Origin of the sequence: Streptococcus oralis (genome assembly GCF_901543815.1) — a bacterium.
GTDB lineage: Bacteria > Bacillota > Bacilli > Lactobacillales > Streptococcaceae > Streptococcus > Streptococcus oralis_CM.
Window position 1 is genome coordinate 382,357 of sequence record NZ_CABEIU010000002.1, and the last position, 15,930, is coordinate 398,286.

Here is a 15,930-nt window from a genome sequence, read left to right on the forward strand (position 1 = left end):
GTATGAGAACTAAAAGGGGGAGTTATGGCTCTATTTAGTAAAAAGGATAAGTATATTCGGATCAATCCTAACCGTTCCGTAAGGCAGAAACCACAAGCCAAGCCTGAGGTTCCGGATGAACTCTTCTCCCAGTGTCCTGGTTGTAAACACACCATTTACCAAAAGGATCTTGGGAGCGAACGAATTTGTCCCCATTGTAGCTATACTTTCCGTATTTCAGCTCAGGAACGCTTGGATTTGACGATTGATTCTGACAGCTTTGTGGAGATGTTTACGGGTATTGAAACTCAAGATCCATTAAACTTTCCTGGCTACCAGAAAAAACTTGCTACTATGCGTGAAAAAACAGGACTGGATGAAGCTGTCCTGACTGGTACAGCTAGCATCAAGGGGCAAAAAGTTGCCCTTGGAATCATGGATTCTAACTTTATCATGGCTTCTATGGGAACCGTTGTGGGTGAAAAAATCACGCGCTTGTTTGAGTATGCAACGGTAGAAAACTTGCCAGTCGTACTCTTCACAGCTTCTGGTGGAGCCCGCATGCAAGAAGGAATCATGAGCTTGATGCAGATGGCTAAGATTTCTGCGGCAGTTCAACGTCATTCCAAGGCCGGACTTTTTTACCTGACTATTTTGACGGATCCGACAACAGGCGGAGTGACAGCTTCTTTTGCTATGGAAGGTGACATTATCCTAGCGGAGCCCCAGAGTTTGGTTGGTTTTGCTGGGCGTCGTGTTATTGAAAATACAGTTCGTGAGACTTTGCCGGATGACTTCCAAAAAGCAGAGTTCCTGCTTGAACATGGATTTGTTGATGCAATTGTCAAACGGAGAGAACTACCAGATACAATTGCTAGATTAGTGAAATTGCATGGAGGAAGTCGCGGATGAATATTGCAAAAATAGTCAGAGAGGCACGCGAGCAGAGTCGCTTGACCGCACTTGATTTTGCCAATGGAATCTTTGACGAGTTTATCGAATTGCATGGAGATCGCTCTTTCCGCGATGATGGTGCGGTTATCGGTGGAATTGGCTGGTTAGGTGACCAAGCGGTCACAGTCGTGGGTATCCAAAAGGGGAAGAGTCTTCATGATAACCTCAAACGGAACTTTGGGCAACCCCATCCAGAAGGCTATCGCAAGGCTCTTCGTTTGATGAAACAGGCAGAAAAATTTGGTCGTCCAATTGTAACCTTCATCAACACTGCTGGAGCTTACCCAGGTGTTGGAGCTGAGGAACGTGGACAAGGGGAAGCAATCGCTCGAAACCTGATGGAAATGAGCGACCTCAAGGTTCCAATCATCGCGATTATTATCGGTGAAGGAGGGTCTGGAGGTGCATTAGCACTAGCCGTTGCTGACCGTGTCTGGATGCTGGAAAATTCGATCTATGCCGTACTCAGCCCAGAAGGCTTTGCCTCTATCCTTTGGAAGGATGGAAGCCGTGCCATGGAGGCGGCAGAGTTGATGAAAATCACTTCTCACGAACTCCTAGAAATGGGTATCGTTGACAAGGTAATCTCAGAAGCAGGGCTTTCCAGTAAGGAACTGCAAGCTCACCTTAAAAATGAATTGCGTGCAGAGCTTGACCGCTTGCAAGGATTAGCCTTGGAACAGCTCCTCGAAGAACGTTACCAACGGTTTAGAAAATACTAAAAAGAAAGCTAGAACTGAGTAAAGGTTCTAGCATTTTTTCTAGAGAACATACATTTCAGGTCGAAAAATTGACAGTTGAGGAGATGGACTATAAAATAGACAAAAAAGAACTATACTATAAATGCAAGCCTACAACAATCTATTTTAAGAAGGTATTTAATATGACAGGTACAGATACATTTACAGTTCTTTCGTCAGAAGACTTAGACCAAATCTCAGGCGGTCTTGCTGTTTGGGAAGATGGATATGGTAGATGGTTATATTATAGAGAATTTACTCCCTATATGGGGCAAGGGTCACTTAATTCTTATAGAGATGCTTGGAAGTACGGCTTCCGAGCAGGATAATCTTTCAAAAAAAGTACGATGAGAAACATAAAGAAACTAAGACAATTTGGAATATTTTTGCTTATTATTTTACTATCTACCTATTTACCACAAACAATTGGATTGTATGTGGCAATCATTTTAGGTTTAGGCGCTGATGTCTATTCCCTTATTTTAACAATAGGATTAGTAGGAAGTTTTCTTCTATTAATCTGGTGGTTAAAAAAGCAAAAGATGCTCTTTATCTTTGAGAAAAAGAGCTGGAACTGGTCATTTGTCTTCTACTTATTTGCAAGTTATGTGGTTTATCAGATTCTCGGTAATTTTTGGGCACGCTATGCTCATTTGATTAATCATAGGAATATTCATGATGAGTATTTTACCGTGGTTCTTTCAAATGGACAACCAACTTTTTTATCGACTATCTTATCTTTTGTCCTGCCTGTAATCATCGGTTCTGTTTTTGAGGAGACTCTTGATAGAGGGTATTTTATGAATACCTTCTTTCCTAAGTCAAAGTACTATTTAGATGTCATCTTATCAGGGCTTATCTTTGGACTTAGTCATTTGATACTATCTCATCAGGACCCAATTAGTTTATTATATTATAGTCTGATTGGTCTCTTTTTTGCCCTTGTTTATCGTTCTACCGACAATCTGAGATTAACGATTCTCTGCCATAGTTTTTTTAACTTTCTCAATCATGCAAAACCTATCTGGATTTTTGTTTATAATTATATCTATTACCACTTTTTTAGATAGTGGAAGGCAAAGAAAAAAGTGTTTGATAATTGTCAAACACTTTTTTTGTTTACTGTTCTTCGGTTACAAACTGGCTGAGCAGTCCATTGATAAAACGGGCAGATTTTTGATCTGAGAAGTCCTTTGCAAGCTCGATAGCTTCGTTAACAGCAACCAACTGTGGAGTGTCAAATGAAGTGATTTCAAAAACTCCCAAGCGAAGGAGATTTCTCTCCACGAGTGTTAAACGCTCGATGGTCCAACCTGCTTTTAGATGTTGTGTGATTTGCTTGTCTAGTTCTTCCTTTTTAGTTTGAACACCAGAAACGAGCTCTGTCAAAAAGGCTGGGAGTTGCACATCCGTATCTTCACGATCGTGTGTGTAGGCGAAACGACAAGCAGTTTCGACGTCTGTATCAAACTCAAGACTCATAAGAGCTTGAAAGGCACACTTACGGAGCTCACGTCTAGATTCTAATAGTGGACTAGTCATTGAGGAAGTCCTCATCAAACAAGTCTTTCAAGTCTGGTTTTGGTGTTTTATCTGGAACAATACCTGCAACGTGGATATTGATAGCAGCGAGTTCTACATCAGCCATATTGCGGACTGCATCTTTGACAGCTTTTTGGATAGCAACAGCTACCTTAGGAACTTTTACTCCGTACTCAAGGTAGAGGTAGATATCTGCTGTGAGTTCTTCGTCCACGTTTTTAAGATAAACGCCGCGGCCGAGTGAAAGTTTTGAAAGGGTATCAGATACTGATTTGTTTGAAAAAGAGTGTACGCCCTCTACCTTTGCAGTAGCAACAGCAATGATTTTTTCAAGTACACGTGGGGCGATAACGATTTCGCCAAGTTGTTCTTCAATTCCCATAGAATGACCTCTTTCTAGAGATTAGGCACGAGAAACGTAAGTTCCTTCTGCAGTGTTGATAACGAGTTTTTGTCCTGCTTCGATGAAGTCTGGAACGTTTACGACAAGTCCAGTTTCCATCGTTGCTGGTTTACCAGAACCTGTAACAGTAGCACCTTTGATAGATGGTTGGGTTTCTGCAACTGTCAATTCAACAGTAGTTGGTACAGTTACACCGATTACTTCAGTTCCGTAGAATTGGATTTTCACATCAGAGTTTTCAAGGATGTAAAGCAATTCGTTTTCAACATTGACTACAGGGATTTCGTATTGGTCGTAAGTTTCTGTATTCATGAAGTATGCTGTGTCATCCATTTTGTACAAGTATTGAGCTGGGACAGTTTCGATGATGGCTTGTTCAAATTTTTCCTCTGGACGGTAGCTTGTGTCAAATGTAGAACCAGTACGGACATCACGTAATTTCATACGCATGATCGTGTTTCCTTTACCTGGTTTGTGGTGGCTAGCTTCCAAAACGCGGATCAATTTTCCGTCAGCTGTTTCAAAGGTCATACCAGCTTTTAATTTACTTGCTTCAATCATGTTTTTACCTCTTTAATAAATATTATTACTCTTCATTTTACCATAAAATACTCTGGAAATAAAGCCAAAATAGTTATTGGGAGTTGGTAGAGAAGAAAAAACCAACCTGAGGGCTGGTTTTGTTCTGTCTAGTTTTCTTTCAACTTCGCCAGTTCCTGGGCGAGGAGTTTAAGGGCGACTTGTGGGTTGGCTTTGCCTTTGGTTGCTTTCATGAGGAAGCCTGTGAAGGCCTTGTCTGCGTTGCGTTTACCTGATTTGAAGTCGGCAACGGCAGCTTCATTATTCGCAAAGACTTGGTGGATGATTGGAATCAAGATATCTGGATCTGAGATTTGGACCATACCTGCTTTTTCCACGTATTCACGCGCACCACCGCCATTTTTAGCCAGGTGGACAAAGACTTTCTTGGTCATAGCTGAGGTCTTCAAGCAAGATACTGGTTGCTTCAATCTCGTAGAGGCCTGTCCAAACTTTGTTGACCTTTTGTTTAGCGAGTTCGTTGGAGGGTTTTTGATTGGCATTGAGACTATTGAAAAGGTTGATTTCATAACTCAAATAATTATTAAATTATTTGATACTCTTTAAAAATCATCTAAGATTTGCTAGCATTTAGCTTCTTTATGGAATGGCGCTCGATGAGCCATCCTACAATCCACCCTATTGCTAGCAAGTAGTTCTCAAAAGCACCGATAGCATTTACAGGAGAGTGATACTCCATATAATTGAGTAAGTGATTTGTTCCTATTCCAATCCCGCCAAGAATGAGAGCAAAAAGTACGACTCGTAGATAAAACCAATCGTATTTAATATTGACAGCGAGAATAATAATCAATACAGCTAAATTCCATATTCCAATTTCTCGTTGCCAACCAGCAGATATTCCGTACCCGGAGTGGCTTCCCATGTATGATGGAAAGAAAATTTGTAGTATAGAAGCGCCTAACATAGCGATGATGACTAATGCAAATAGCAATCGTAAAAATTTGTTCATTTATTCCCCTTGTCTCATTCTCGTTTTAAAAGTAGAAAAAAGTGTTTAAAGAGTGAATTACTCACTGTCTTTCAACTTCGCCAATTCTTGTGCAAGTAGTTTAAGGGCAACTTGTGGGTTGGCTTGGCCTTTGGTTGCTTTCATGAGGAAGCCTGTGAAGGCCTTGTCTGCGTTGCGTTTACCTGATTTGAAGTCGGCAACGGCAGCTTCGTTATCCGCAAAGACTTGGTGGATGATTGGAATCAAGATAGCTGGATCTGAGATTTGGACCATACCTGCTTTTTCGACGTAGTCACGCGCCCCACCGCCATTTTTAGCCAGGTGGACAAAGACTTTTTTGGCAATCTTAGATGAGATAGTACCGTCTTCGATGATGGCAATCATTTCTACTAAGTTTTCTGGTGTCAATTCGATTTGTTCGAGAGTTTTGCCTTCAGCGTTCAAGAACTGAGCAACTTCACCTTGGAGCCAGTTTGAGACTTGCTTAGCATCGCCACCGAGGGAAACAGCTTTTTCAAAGAAGTCAGAAGTGACTTTGTTTGCTGTCAACTGGCTAGCATCGTAGTCTGATAAACCAAGGTCAGCCACGTAACGGGCACGGCGTTCTTTTGGAAACTCTGGCAACTCAGTCCGCATTTCTTCGATCCACTCATCTGAAATTTCAAAGAGAGGTAGGTCTGGTTCTGGGAAGTAGCGGTAGTCTGCAGCACCTTCTTTGACACGCATGAGGATGGTTGCTTTGTTAGCTTCATCGTAACGGCGTGTTTCTTGGCGAATTTGACCACCTGAGCGAAGGATTTCAGCTTGGCGTTGGACTTCGTATTCAAGACCTTTGCGGACATTTGAGAAGGAGTTGAGGTTTTTCAACTCAGTCTTGGTACCGAATTTTTCTTGGCCATAAGGACGAAGGGAAATGTTGGCATCCACACGCATAGAACCTTCTTCCATCTTAACGTCAGAAATACCAGCGTACTGGATAACTTCCTTGAGGGCTGTCAGATAAGCGTAGGCTTCCTCTGGAGAACGCATGTCAGCTTCAGATACAATCTCAATCAATGGCACCCCTTGGCGGTTGAGGTCAACATAGGAGTAGCCATCTGTACCGTGGGTGTTCTTGCCAGCATCTTCTTCTAGGTGAGCACGTTCGATACCGATTTTCTTAGTTGAACCGTCTTCTAGCTCGACTTCAATCCAACCATTATAACCGATAGGTTCATCAAACTGAGAAATTTGGTAGGCTTTGGGATTATCAGGATAGAAGTAGTTCTTGCGGTCAAAGTGCATGTGCTTGTGGATGTCCATGTTGAGGGCAAGAGCAGCTTTGATACCGGCATCGACAACACCTTTATTGAGAACGGGTAGAACGCCTGGGAAAGACCAGTCAATCACGTTAGTGTTGGCGTTTTGGTCATTTCCGAAGTGGGCAGAAGTAGGTGAGAAGATTTTTGAATTGGTGTTGAGCTCTACGTGGACTTCAAGTCCAATGACTGTTTCAAAGTTCATTAGTTGTCACCTCCAAAAATCACAGGTTGTTGTTTGTGGTAGTCTGTTGTCGCTTCAAAGGCAGCAGCAGCTTGGTAAATAGTCTCTTCTGAGTATTTAGGACCGATCAATTGGAGACCGACTGGGAGACCTTGAGAGAATCCAGCAGGAATTGAAATTCCTGGGAGGCCTGCCAAGTTGACTGGGATTGTCAAGAGGTCAGCCAAGTACATGGCAACTGGGTCGTGGTTGAGTGAGTCCAAATCATAGGCAACGCTTGGAGCAGTTGGTCCCAAAATCAAGTCGTAATCCGCAAAGACTTTTTCGAAATCTTGGATGATGAGGGTACGAACTTGTCCAGCCTTCTTGTAGTAGGCATCGTAGTAACCTGATGAAAGGCTGAAAGTACCAAGCATGATACGGCGTTTTACCTCTTCACCGAAACCTTGGCTACGGCTGTTTACATAGATTTCATCAAGGTTGCTTGCATCCTCTGCACGATAGCCGTAACGGATACCGTCAAAACGTTGCAAGTTTGAGGAAGCTTCTGATGAAGCGATAATATAGTAAACGGCAACACCGTATTTAGAGTGAGGAAGGCTAACTTCTTCGACGATGGCACCAAGTTTCTCAAAGTGTTTGGCTGCGTTGATGATGGTTTCTTTAACTTCTGGGTCAATCCCTTCACCAAGGTATTCCTTAGGCAAAGCAATTTTCATGCCCTTGATGTCTTGGCCGATTTTTGAAGTAAAGTCGGCAATGCGGACAGGAGCAGAAGTCGAGTCTCTAGCATCTTCGCTAGCAATAGCGTTTAGTAATAGAGCGTTTTCTTTAACAGTTGGTGCAAAAGGTCCAATCTGGTCTAATGAGCTACCGAAAGCAATGAGACCAAAACGAGAAACTGTTCCGTAGGTAGGCTTGAGACCAACGATCCCGTTGAAGGCAGCTGGTTGGCGGATAGAACCGCCAGTGTCAGAACCAAGTGACAAGCGGACTTGCCCAGAAGCTACGGCTGCAGCAGAACCACTTGATGAACCGCCAGGAACCTTGCTGTGGTCCCAAGCATTTTTAGTCGCACCGTAGTGGGAAGTCTCACCTGAACCACCCATGGCAAACTCGTCCATGTTAGTTTTCCCAACAACAATCATACCTTTAGCTTTGGCGTTGGCAACGGCTGTCGCATCAAAGATTGGCTCGTAGTTGTAGAGCATTTTTGAGGCAGCGGTTGTGAGGATACCGTCAGTAGAGATATTATCCTTAACAGCCAGTGGAATTCCTGAAAGGACATTATCAGCATCAATTCCAGCTTCATCAATAGCCTTAGCTTGAGCGAGGGCTTGCTCTTCAGCGATGGTAACAAAAGCATTGATAGCTGTCTCGCGAGATTTGATATCTTCAAGCGTTGCTTGTGTCAATTCAGTTGCTGAAATCTCCTTAGAGACAAGGAGGTTGTGCAAGTCTTCAATGGTTTTATGATTAAAAGTCATTAGGCATCTCCTCCATCATCTAGGATAGCTGGTACCTTGATATAGTAGTTTTCTTTTTCAGGTACGTTTTTAAACAGGCGGTCACGGTCTGTTCCTTCTTCAGCCACATCCGGGCGGAGTACGGTCTTGCGGTCTGCCATGGTCGTAGTAGGTGCGACACCAGTTGTGTCGACTTCGCCCAGCAATTCAACCATGTCAACAATTTTAGACAAGGTTGTCGCAAAGGCGGCAGTTTCTTCTTCAGAGAATTTTAATTTTGAAAGATTGGCAACGTGTGTTACCTCTTCTTGCGTAATTTTCATCTTGCATCCTTTCGTGAAATGATGATTTTTAGTCTGTTCTATTTTACCATATTTTCCTATAAATAAGGGAGCCGAACTGAAAAGAAATAGAAATTGAAAAATCGCTTTTAATTCGCTATAATAGTTAAACTAAAAGAAAAATTGAGTGAGACTAGAGATTAATGTAGGAAGAATTCCTCGAAAGATGAGTTAGGATAGAAAATATGCTACATAATTTTTTTACAAGATTCCAAACCATTCCTCCTCCCATTCCGCCTTTTTGGTACGGAATCATGATGCTTCTCTTAGTGCTTTGTATTTATGGGGCACTTGCTTATCACAAAAATCCGAAATTTGTCCGCTTGTTTAAGGGGATTCAGATCCTCCAGTTGCTAGCCCTATATAGTTGGTATGTTGGCTTTGGGATTCCATTTTCTAATAGCCTTCCATTTTACCATTGCCGTTTAGCCATGTTTGCGGTAGTTTTCTTACCAGATAAATGGCGGAGCAAGCAATATTTTGCCCTCTTAGGAGCAAGTGGAGCGGTCTTTGCTTTGGGTTACCCCGTTTTTGATCCCTATGACTTCCCCCATATCACTAGTTTTTCATTTTTGATTGGGCACTATGCCCTTTTGGTGAATTCCTTGGTTTACTTGATGAATCACTATGATAAGAGTTTACTTAAGAAGTATATGATCGTAGTCTATACTTTCGTTCTCAATCTCTTTCTAGTTGGGGTTAATATGGTAACTGGTGGAAATTATGGCCTCTTAAGAGATACACCATTTATCTCAAATGCTCCTCTATGGATAAAGTACCTCCTTGTGTCGGTTATTCTTTCTCTAGCTTTGCTTCTCTTTGATATCTTGTTCAAGAAACGGTGGAAAAAGAGAAATCAGGTGAAATCTGTGCTCTAGCTTACCTTTTTCATCGGATGAGCAATTGAAAAACTCCATAAAATCCGATATAATGGTGAGTTGAAAGGAATGGTAAAATCCAATGTAAACATCATTCTTAGCTATATGAAACAACCAAAAATAGAGAATCAAAGAAAGAGAACTTATGACTATTCAAGAAGAAATCAAGAAACGCCGTACCTTTGCCATTATTTCCCACCCGGACGCCGGGAAAACAACCATCACTGAGCAGTTGCTCTACTTCGGGGGCGAGATTCGTGAGGCTGGTACCGTAAAAGGTAAGAAAACAGGGACTTTTGCCAAGTCTGACTGGATGGATATCGAGAAACAACGTGGGATTTCGGTCACTTCATCTGTTATGCAGTTTGACTACGACGGAAAACGCGTCAACATCCTAGACACACCAGGGCACGAGGACTTCTCAGAAGATACCTATCGGACCTTGATGGCGGTGGATGCTGCAGTCATGGTCGTGGACTCTGCCAAGGGTATCGAGGCCCAAACCAAGAAATTGTTTGAGGTTGTGAAGCACCGTGGCATTCCAGTCTTTACCTTTATGAACAAATTGGACCGTGACGGTCGTGAGCCACTAGATCTCTTACAAGAATTGGAAGAAGTCTTGGGCATTGCTAGCTACCCCATGAACTGGCCAATTGGTATGGGGAAAGCCTTTGAAGGATTGTATGACCTTTATAACCAACGCTTGGAACTTTATAAAGGGGATGAACGTTTTGCCAGTCTGGAAGAAGGGGACAAACTCTTTGGAAGTAACCCATTTTATGAGCAAGTCAAGGATGATATTGAGCTTTTGAATGAAGCAGGAAATGAGTTTTCGGAAGAAGCTATTCTTGCAGGAGAACTGACTCCGGTCTTCTTCGGTTCAGCCTTGACAAACTTTGGGGTGCAGACCTTCCTTGAGACCTTCCTTAAGTTTGCTCCAGAACCTCATGGACACAAGAAAACAGACGGCGAAATTGTGGATCCTTATGACAAGGATTTCTCAGGATTTGTCTTTAAAATCCAAGCTAACATGGACCCTCGTCACCGTGACCGTATCGCCTTTGTGCGTATCGTATCGGGTGAATTTGAGCGTGGAATGAGTGTCAATCTGCCTCGTACTGGTAAGGGAGCTAAACTGTCGAATGTCACTCAATTTATGGCGGAAAGTCGTGAAAATGTCACTAATGCCGTAGCAGGTGATATCATCGGGGTTTACGATACCGGTACTTATCAGGTTGGAGACACCTTGACGGTTGGAAAAAACAAGTTTGAATTTGAACCACTGCCAACCTTTACACCTGAGATTTTCATGAAAGTTTCTGCCAAGAACGTCATGAAACAAAAATCCTTCCACAAGGGGATTGAACAATTGGTGCAAGAAGGAGCTATTCAGCTTTATAAGAATTACCAAACAGGCGAGTACATGCTAGGCGCTGTTGGTCAACTCCAGTTTGAAGTCTTTAAGCACCGCATGGAAGGCGAGTACAATGCAGAAGTGGTCATGAGCCCAATGGGTAAAAAGACCGTTCGTTGGATCAAACCAGAGGACCTAGACGAGCGTATGTCTTCAAGCCGTAATATCTTAGCCAAAGACCGTTTTGACCAACCAGTATTCCTTTTTGAAAACGACTTTGCCCTTCGCTGGTTTGCGGATAAATATCCAGATGTAGAGTTGGAAGAGAAGATGTGAATCGTTACAAATGACTAGCAACATAAAGTTGCTGTCATTTGACGGTAACCGCTATGGCGGTCTACCTAAACGCTTCACTAGGAAAAATCCACGAATAGTATCGATTCGTGGATTTTTCCGTCGTAACTACGTTTTACAAATGAAATCGATTTGTAAAACTCAGTGTCGTAATCTAACAATCGATAACCGCTTCACTAGGCAAAGCCCATTAATGGTATCTATTCATGGGCTTTACCGTCGTAATGATGGGGAAGCCAAATAGCAACCAGTCTTACTAACTACATTTGGCAAATAGAGTAGATTTGCCAAACTCCGTGTCGTGGCTCAATACTGAAAAATTTGAGATAGATATTAGAGCGGAGTTTTTTCAAAAAGTATGTTCAAGTTGAGATCTGTAAAACAAAAACCTCAGAAGTATTCACCTTTTGTGAATCCTCTGAGGTTCTTTAATTTCTAGTTTCCATATTTCTGGTAAAAATCGACCTTGACCTGAATGAAAGTTTCGGCTTCGCGTAGTAGCTGCAGGAGGGTGGCACGGGTCTCAAACTCCTCACGTGTTTTAGGGAGACTCCGATTGCGGAAGACTTGCAGATAGCGTTCGATGTCATCAAGTAGGTCGTGAGCAGGATTGGTCTGACTTAGCTGGACAGCAATCTTTGAAAAGAGCTGGGCCAAAATCAAACTCTCACTTGCGGCCAGGTGGCAGGTATTGATCTGCTGGGCCATATTTCGCAGGATACGGCTTTGGCGCTGTCTCATCTCAAAGTAGTGGATGTGGTAGTCCGTCTGGTGAAAGAGGTGATCCGAGTGATCCAAATAGACTAGCTTGAGGGCTTCATCAAGGAGCTTGTCTAATTGGTCAACGAGTTGGGCTTGGTTGCGCCCGTCTCCCCTCGACAGATAGTATTTAAAGCGAAGCAGGATGTCTTTTAACTTTTCTTCGACCTGAAGGTGGTAGCTTTGGATGGCTTTCTCACGAGAGGGCATATAAAGGTTGACCAATAGAGCAAAGCTTGTCCCGATGAGAAAGAGGAGCACTTCATTGAGCAGGAGGGCTGGGGAAGTAGACTCCTGTACCAAGAGATGGCTGACCAAGACACTGCTAGGGGTGATGCCGATTTCCCAGCCCATTTTATAGGCTAGGGGCACGTAGAGAGCCAGATAGAGGCCGAGACTCCAGATGTGAAATCCTGTCAGTTGAAAGGCTAGAACACCGATAGCGAGTGCTAGGAGCATGGAAAAGAGGCGGTTACGGGCTAATTTCAGCGTACTTCTGCGCGTGTCGGAGAGGCTTAAGAGGGCGATAATTCCAGCTGAAACTGCTGATGATAAATCTAAAAAATAAGCGAGAAAACAAGCAAGGCAGGTCGCTAAGATCAGTTTGGTCGTACGTTGGGTGATAGACATGAGAATTTCCTATAATACTAGAATAAGAGTATAAAAGACAAGGCTTGGAAGACTTGTCTTAAAAATCTATTTTTTACGTGCCGACGCGTACTCAGCTACTGCTGTAAAGAGGACGTCGGTAGAAGAGTTCAGGGCAGTTTCGCAGGAATCTTGGACGACACCGATGACAAAACCAACTCCGACTACCTGCATAGCAACGTCATTTGAAATCCCAAAGAGACTACAAGCGACGGGAATGAGGAGGAGTGATCCACCAGCGATTCCAGAGGCTCCGCAGGCAGAAATGGCAGCGACAACACTGAGCACAAAGGATGTACCAAAGTCGACAGAGATTCCCAGAGTATTGACTGCAGCTAGAGTCAAAATGTTAATGGTTACAGCTGCACCAGCCATGTTAATGGTCGAACCAAGGGGGATAGAAACGGAGTAGGTATCTGGATTGAGTCCTAGGTCTTGGCAGAGTTTCATGTTGACAGGGATATTAGCGGCAGAACTACGAGTAAAGAAAGCTGTAATTCCACTCACACGCAAACATTTAAAAACAAGAGGATAAGGATTTTTTCTCATAAAGAGAAAGGCAATGAGGGGATTGATGACAAGGGCCACAAAAGCCATAGTTGCAATCAAGAGTCCTAGCAAAATTCCGTAGTTAGCAAGGCTGGTAATTCCTTTATCAGAGATGGTCTTGAAGACCAAGCCCATAATTCCGAAAGGAGCCAAATTGATAATCCACTCCACAATCTTGGAAGTTACACCAGCCATGGTTTTGAGCAATTCCTTGCTGTTTTTGCTAGCTTCTCTCATAGCAAGTCCAAAGACAACAGCCCATGATAGAATTCCAATATAGTTGGCTTTGACGACGGCGTTGAGGGGATTGTCCACGAGATTCAGCAGTAGGTTGCTGAGAACTTGACCGATGCCGTCTGGTGGGGCAATCTCTGTGCTCGCACTGCTGAGAGTAATCTGGACCGGAAAGAGAAAACTAGCCAGTACAGCAATCAAGGCAGCTGCAAAGGTGCCGAGTAGATAGAGAAAAATAACGGTCTTCATATTGGTATCTTGCCCTTTTTGATGTTGTGAGAGGGCATTTGCGACGAGGGTAAAGACCAAGACAGGAGCGATGGCTTTCAGACCCCCAACGAATAGGTCACCGAGAATGCTGAGCCCCGACAGATTAGGAAAAAGTAGCCCTAGAGAGGCTCCCAGAAGCATGCCGATTAGGATACGTTTGATGAGGCTGGCCTTGTTCCAGGCTCGAATGATTCTTTTCATAATAGTCTCCTTCAAAATGTATTGTTTATGATTATAGTATAAATATGCCGTTGAGGCAAGTCTTTTTATTTGAGTTTGGGGAAATATTGGAATATTTATGAGGGAATTGAACGGAATGATTTGTGGTATAATACTAGAAAGGAGTTTTGTATGCAAGAATTTTTTCAACGTTATCTTGATAAATTGGATGTAACAACTGTATTAGAGAATCTTTTGACCAAGTTGATTTCTCTTTTGATTTTGTTTCTGCTATTTTATATAGCTAAAAAGATGCTTCATACGACTGTACGAAAGATTGTCAAGCCCTCGCTCAAGTTGTCAAATCGAGATGCTGGCAGACAAAAGACCATTTCTCGTTTGCTTGAGAATATCTTTAACTATAGCCTTTATTTCTTTTTAATCTACTGTATCTTGTCCATTTTAGGTTTGCCAGTTTCCAGCCTCCTTGCTGGGGCAGGGATTGCTGGAGTGGCTATCGGTATGGGAGCACAAGGTTTTCTATCCGATGTCATCAATGGCTTTTTCATCCTCTTTGAACGCCAGCTCGATGTGGGCGACGAAGTGATTCTCACAAATGGACCGATTACTGTATCTGGCAAGGTTGTCAGTGTCGGAATCCGTACGACCCAACTTCGAAGCGATGACCAAGCCCTTCACTTTGTTCCCAACCGGAATATCACTGTTGTCAGCAACTTTTCCCGTACAGAGTAAGTCTGCTATTTTGGCAGATTTGTGGTACAATAGAAAGAGTTTGGCAAAGGAGAGAGTATGCTATTTGTAGAGAAAAAACTAGGTCATGATTGTACCTGGATAGACCTTGATGTGGACAAGATTAAAAATATGGAAGACCTTTCTGACGTCTATGGATTGGACAAGGAAACCATTGAGTATGCTCTAGATAGAAATGAACGAGCCCATATGGATTATAACCGTGAAACGGGGACGGTAACCTTTATTTATAATGTTCTTGATTTAGAAAAAGACAAAGAATATTATGAAGCGATTCCGATGACCTTTATCGTTGAAAAACAACGGCTGATTACTATTAGCAATCACAAGAATACTTATGTGATTAAACGTATGGCAACCTATCTTGAAAGCCATGAAATTATTTCAATTTACAAATTTCTTTTTGCCAGTTTAGAGATTATTTGCAATGCTTATTATCCAGTTATTGAAGAGATGGATAAAAGTAAGGATGAAATTAGTGCACTTCTTCGTCAAAAAACAACTAAAAAAAATCTTTTTGCCCTTTCTGACTTGGAAACCAGTATGGTCTATCTGACAGCTGCTGCTAAACAAAATCGTCTCCTCTTGGAACATATCCAAGGTCATGCTCTTTATCGCGGTTTTAACGAAGTTGAGAGAGAGCAGTTTGACGATGCTATGATTGAAGCCCATCAGTTGGTTTCGATGACAGACTTGATTTCTCAAGTCTTGCAACAACTCTCAGCCTCTTACAACAACATCCTAAATAATAATCTAAATGATAATTTGACAACTTTGACGATTATCTCAGTTTTGCTAGCTATCCTTGCGGTTATTACAGGATTTTTCGGAATGAATGTTCCCTTACCGTTTACAGATGAACCGAATGCTTGGATTTATATTTTATTAGCTAGTCTAATTTTATGGGCAGTCTTAGCCCAATATTTAAAGAAAATTGCTAGAAATTAAAAAGAAAAGGAGCCAGAATGGCGATTGAAAACTATATGCCAGATTTTGCTGTGGAAGCAGTATATGATCTGACAGTCCCAAGCCTGCAAGCGCAGGGAATCAAGGCTGTTTTGGTCGATTTGGACAATACCCTCATTGCTTGGAACAACCCTGATGGGACGCCAGAGATGAAGCAATGGCTACATGACCTTCGTGACGCAGGTATTCGTGTCATCGTGGTCTCAAATAACACCAAAAAACGAGTTCAACGTGCAGTTGAGAAATTTGGAATTGATTACGTTTATTGGGCCTTGAAGCCTTTCACATTTGGGATTGACCGTGCTATGAAGGAATTCCACTATGAGAAAAATGAAGTGGTCATGGTCGGCGACCAACTCATGACGGATATTCGGGCAGCGCATCGTGCAGGCATTCGCTCGATCTTGGTCAAACCCTTGGTCCAACATGACTCGATTAAAACGCAGATCAACCGAGCTCGCGAGCGCCGTGTCATGCGAAAAATCACTGAAGAGTACGGACCGATTACATATAAAAAAGGAATTTAACT

The 15,930-nt window shown here is 42.6% G+C and carries 18 protein-coding genes and 2 pseudogenes; 9 read left to right on the top strand and 11 right to left on the bottom strand.

Annotated elements, in window-relative coordinates; all coding sequences use genetic code 11:
- The first annotated feature begins 24 nt into the window (after positions 1-24).
- The 4 genes from accD to FQT28_RS01980 all read left to right on the top strand — a co-directional run bounded on the left by accD (position 25) and on the right by FQT28_RS01980 (position 2,743).
- Positions 25-891 carry an acetyl-CoA carboxylase, carboxyltransferase subunit beta gene (gene accD / locus FQT28_RS01965; RefSeq protein ID WP_143989250.1) on the top strand — a complete coding sequence of 289 codons (867 nt, stop codon included), beginning with the start codon at positions 25-27 and terminating at the stop codon, positions 889-891.
- On the top strand, positions 888-1,655 hold the full coding sequence (locus FQT28_RS01970) for an acetyl-CoA carboxylase carboxyl transferase subunit alpha (protein ID WP_143989251.1): 768 nt from the start codon (positions 888-890) through the stop codon (positions 1,653-1,655). The genes accD and FQT28_RS01970 overlap by 4 nt, the downstream gene beginning before the upstream one ends.
- A 161-nt stretch (positions 1,656-1,816) precedes the next feature.
- Positions 1,817-2,002 (top strand): biofilm-regulating peptide BriC, encoded by a 186-nt coding sequence (briC, locus tag FQT28_RS01975; RefSeq protein WP_143989252.1) that lies wholly within the window; start codon positions 1,817-1,819, stop codon positions 2,000-2,002.
- 18 nt (positions 2,003-2,020) lie between these two features.
- On the top strand, positions 2,021-2,743 hold the full coding sequence (locus FQT28_RS01980) for a CPBP family intramembrane glutamic endopeptidase (protein WP_143989253.1): 723 nt from the start codon (positions 2,021-2,023) through the stop codon (positions 2,741-2,743).
- Between the two features lie 49 nt (positions 2,744-2,792).
- Here FQT28_RS01980 and nusB read toward each other — a convergent pair whose 3' ends face one another.
- The 9 genes and pseudogenes from nusB to gatC form a co-directional block, all read right to left on the bottom strand.
- Positions 2,793-3,215, bottom strand: a complete 423-nt coding sequence (gene nusB, locus FQT28_RS01985) for a transcription antitermination factor NusB (RefSeq protein WP_084971775.1) — start codon at positions 3,213-3,215, stop codon at positions 2,793-2,795.
- Positions 3,208-3,597 (bottom strand): Asp23/Gls24 family envelope stress response protein, encoded by a 390-nt coding sequence (locus tag FQT28_RS01990; protein WP_000510598.1) that lies wholly within the window; start codon positions 3,595-3,597, stop codon positions 3,208-3,210. Before FQT28_RS01990 ends, nusB begins: the two co-directional genes overlap by 8 nt.
- Before the next feature lie 21 nt (positions 3,598-3,618).
- Positions 3,619-4,179, bottom strand: coding sequence for an elongation factor P (gene efp / locus FQT28_RS01995; protein WP_000568640.1), 561 nt, complete (start codon positions 4,177-4,179; stop codon positions 3,619-3,621).
- Positions 4,180-4,307: 128 nt separating this feature from the next.
- Positions 4,308-4,601: pseudogene (locus FQT28_RS02000) on the bottom strand (glutamyl-tRNA amidotransferase); the annotation flags it as partial.
- Positions 4,576-4,707 (bottom strand): annotated as a pseudogene (locus tag FQT28_RS02005) (SPFH domain-containing protein); the annotation flags it as partial. The pseudogenes FQT28_RS02005 and FQT28_RS02000, both read right to left, overlap by 26 nt.
- Positions 4,708-4,771: 64 nt before the next feature.
- Positions 4,772-5,170, bottom strand: a complete 399-nt coding sequence (locus FQT28_RS02010; RefSeq protein ID WP_125450377.1) for a hypothetical protein — start codon at positions 5,168-5,170, stop codon at positions 4,772-4,774.
- Between the two features lie 57 nt (positions 5,171-5,227).
- Positions 5,228-6,673, bottom strand: coding sequence for an Asp-tRNA(Asn)/Glu-tRNA(Gln) amidotransferase subunit GatB (gatB, locus tag FQT28_RS02015; RefSeq protein WP_143989255.1), 1,446 nt, complete (start codon positions 6,671-6,673; stop codon positions 5,228-5,230).
- On the bottom strand, positions 6,673-8,139 hold the full coding sequence (gene gatA, locus FQT28_RS02020; protein WP_143989256.1) for an Asp-tRNA(Asn)/Glu-tRNA(Gln) amidotransferase subunit GatA: 1,467 nt from the start codon (positions 8,137-8,139) through the stop codon (positions 6,673-6,675). The genes gatB and gatA overlap by 1 nt, the downstream gene beginning before the upstream one ends.
- Positions 8,139-8,441 (bottom strand): Asp-tRNA(Asn)/Glu-tRNA(Gln) amidotransferase subunit GatC, encoded by a 303-nt coding sequence (gatC, locus tag FQT28_RS02025; RefSeq protein ID WP_000705412.1) that lies wholly within the window; start codon positions 8,439-8,441, stop codon positions 8,139-8,141. Before gatC ends, gatA begins: the two co-directional genes overlap by 1 nt.
- 203 nt (positions 8,442-8,644) lie before the next feature.
- Between gatC and FQT28_RS02030 the strand changes: the two genes are divergently transcribed.
- Positions 8,645-9,337, top strand: a complete 693-nt coding sequence (locus FQT28_RS02030; protein ID WP_143989257.1) for a YwaF family protein — start codon at positions 8,645-8,647, stop codon at positions 9,335-9,337.
- A gap of 145 nt (positions 9,338-9,482) precedes the next feature.
- Positions 9,483-11,027 carry a peptide chain release factor 3 gene (locus FQT28_RS02035; protein WP_125450375.1) on the top strand — a complete coding sequence of 515 codons (1,545 nt, stop codon included), beginning with the start codon at positions 9,483-9,485 and terminating at the stop codon, positions 11,025-11,027.
- Between the two features lie 453 nt (positions 11,028-11,480).
- On the opposite strand, the gene FQT28_RS02040 is transcribed toward FQT28_RS02035, so the two are convergent.
- Together FQT28_RS02040 and sstT are read right to left on the bottom strand one after the other, a co-directional pair.
- The gene (locus FQT28_RS02040) at positions 11,481-12,434 is read right to left on the bottom strand and encodes an aromatic acid exporter family protein (protein WP_143989258.1); all 954 of its coding nucleotides are present in this window, start codon (positions 12,432-12,434) and stop codon (positions 11,481-11,483) included.
- Positions 12,435-12,500: 66 nt separating this feature from the next.
- Entirely contained in the window at positions 12,501-13,706 is a 1,206-nt protein-coding gene (gene sstT / locus FQT28_RS02045) for a serine/threonine transporter SstT (protein ID WP_143989259.1), read from the bottom strand.
- 150 nt (positions 13,707-13,856) lie between these two features.
- Between sstT and FQT28_RS02050 the strand changes: the two genes are divergently transcribed.
- The 3 genes from FQT28_RS02050 to FQT28_RS02060 are packed head-to-tail and all read left to right on the top strand — an operon-like array spanning position 13,857 to position 15,928.
- Positions 13,857-14,417, top strand: coding sequence for a mechanosensitive ion channel family protein (locus tag FQT28_RS02050; RefSeq protein WP_125450372.1), 561 nt, complete (start codon positions 13,857-13,859; stop codon positions 14,415-14,417).
- Between the two features lie 57 nt (positions 14,418-14,474).
- Positions 14,475-15,383 (top strand): magnesium transporter CorA family protein, encoded by a 909-nt coding sequence (locus tag FQT28_RS02055; protein ID WP_143989260.1) that lies wholly within the window; start codon positions 14,475-14,477, stop codon positions 15,381-15,383.
- 17 nt (positions 15,384-15,400) lie between these two features.
- Positions 15,401-15,928 (top strand): YqeG family HAD IIIA-type phosphatase, encoded by a 528-nt coding sequence (locus FQT28_RS02060; protein WP_143989261.1) that lies wholly within the window; start codon positions 15,401-15,403, stop codon positions 15,926-15,928.
- The last annotated feature ends 2 nt before the right edge of the window (positions 15,929-15,930 follow it).

What these genes read in the sequence shown, in the direction of transcription:
- gatA (WP_143989256.1), bottom strand. Translation starts at nt 8,139, where the DNA reads ATGACTTTTAATCATAAAACCATTGAAGACTTGCACAACCTCCTTGTC.
- accD (WP_143989250.1), top strand. Translation starts at nt 25, where the DNA reads ATGGCTCTATTTAGTAAAAAGGATAAGTATATTCGGATCAATCCTAAC.
- FQT28_RS01970 (WP_143989251.1), top strand. Translation starts at nt 888, where the DNA reads ATGAATATTGCAAAAATAGTCAGAGAGGCACGCGAGCAGAGTCGCTTG.
- sstT (WP_143989259.1), bottom strand. Translation starts at nt 13,706, where the DNA reads ATGAAAAGAATCATTCGAGCCTGGAACAAGGCCAGCCTCATCAAACGT.
- FQT28_RS02060 (WP_143989261.1), top strand. Translation starts at nt 15,401, where the DNA reads ATGGCGATTGAAAACTATATGCCAGATTTTGCTGTGGAAGCAGTATAT.
- FQT28_RS02055 (WP_143989260.1), top strand. Translation starts at nt 14,475, where the DNA reads ATGCTATTTGTAGAGAAAAAACTAGGTCATGATTGTACCTGGATAGAC.
- nusB (WP_084971775.1), bottom strand. Translation starts at nt 3,215, where the DNA reads ATGACTAGTCCACTATTAGAATCTAGACGTGAGCTCCGTAAGTGTGCC.
- gatB (WP_143989255.1), bottom strand. Translation starts at nt 6,673, where the DNA reads ATGAACTTTGAAACAGTCATTGGACTTGAAGTCCACGTAGAGCTCAAC.
- FQT28_RS02030 (WP_143989257.1), top strand. Translation starts at nt 8,645, where the DNA reads ATGCTACATAATTTTTTTACAAGATTCCAAACCATTCCTCCTCCCATT.
- FQT28_RS02035 (WP_125450375.1), top strand. Translation starts at nt 9,483, where the DNA reads ATGACTATTCAAGAAGAAATCAAGAAACGCCGTACCTTTGCCATTATT.
- FQT28_RS01990 (WP_000510598.1), bottom strand. Translation starts at nt 3,597, where the DNA reads ATGGGAATTGAAGAACAACTTGGCGAAATCGTTATCGCCCCACGTGTA.
- FQT28_RS02050 (WP_125450372.1), top strand. Translation starts at nt 13,857, where the DNA reads ATGCAAGAATTTTTTCAACGTTATCTTGATAAATTGGATGTAACAACT.
- FQT28_RS02040 (WP_143989258.1), bottom strand. Translation starts at nt 12,434, where the DNA reads ATGTCTATCACCCAACGTACGACCAAACTGATCTTAGCGACCTGCCTT.
- gatC (WP_000705412.1), bottom strand. Translation starts at nt 8,441, where the DNA reads ATGAAAATTACGCAAGAAGAGGTAACACACGTTGCCAATCTTTCAAAA.
- efp (WP_000568640.1), bottom strand. Translation starts at nt 4,179, where the DNA reads ATGATTGAAGCAAGTAAATTAAAAGCTGGTATGACCTTTGAAACAGCT.
- FQT28_RS01980 (WP_143989253.1), top strand. Translation starts at nt 2,021, where the DNA reads ATGAGAAACATAAAGAAACTAAGACAATTTGGAATATTTTTGCTTATT.
- briC (WP_143989252.1), top strand. Translation starts at nt 1,817, where the DNA reads ATGACAGGTACAGATACATTTACAGTTCTTTCGTCAGAAGACTTAGAC.
- FQT28_RS02010 (WP_125450377.1), bottom strand. Translation starts at nt 5,170, where the DNA reads ATGAACAAATTTTTACGATTGCTATTTGCATTAGTCATCATCGCTATG.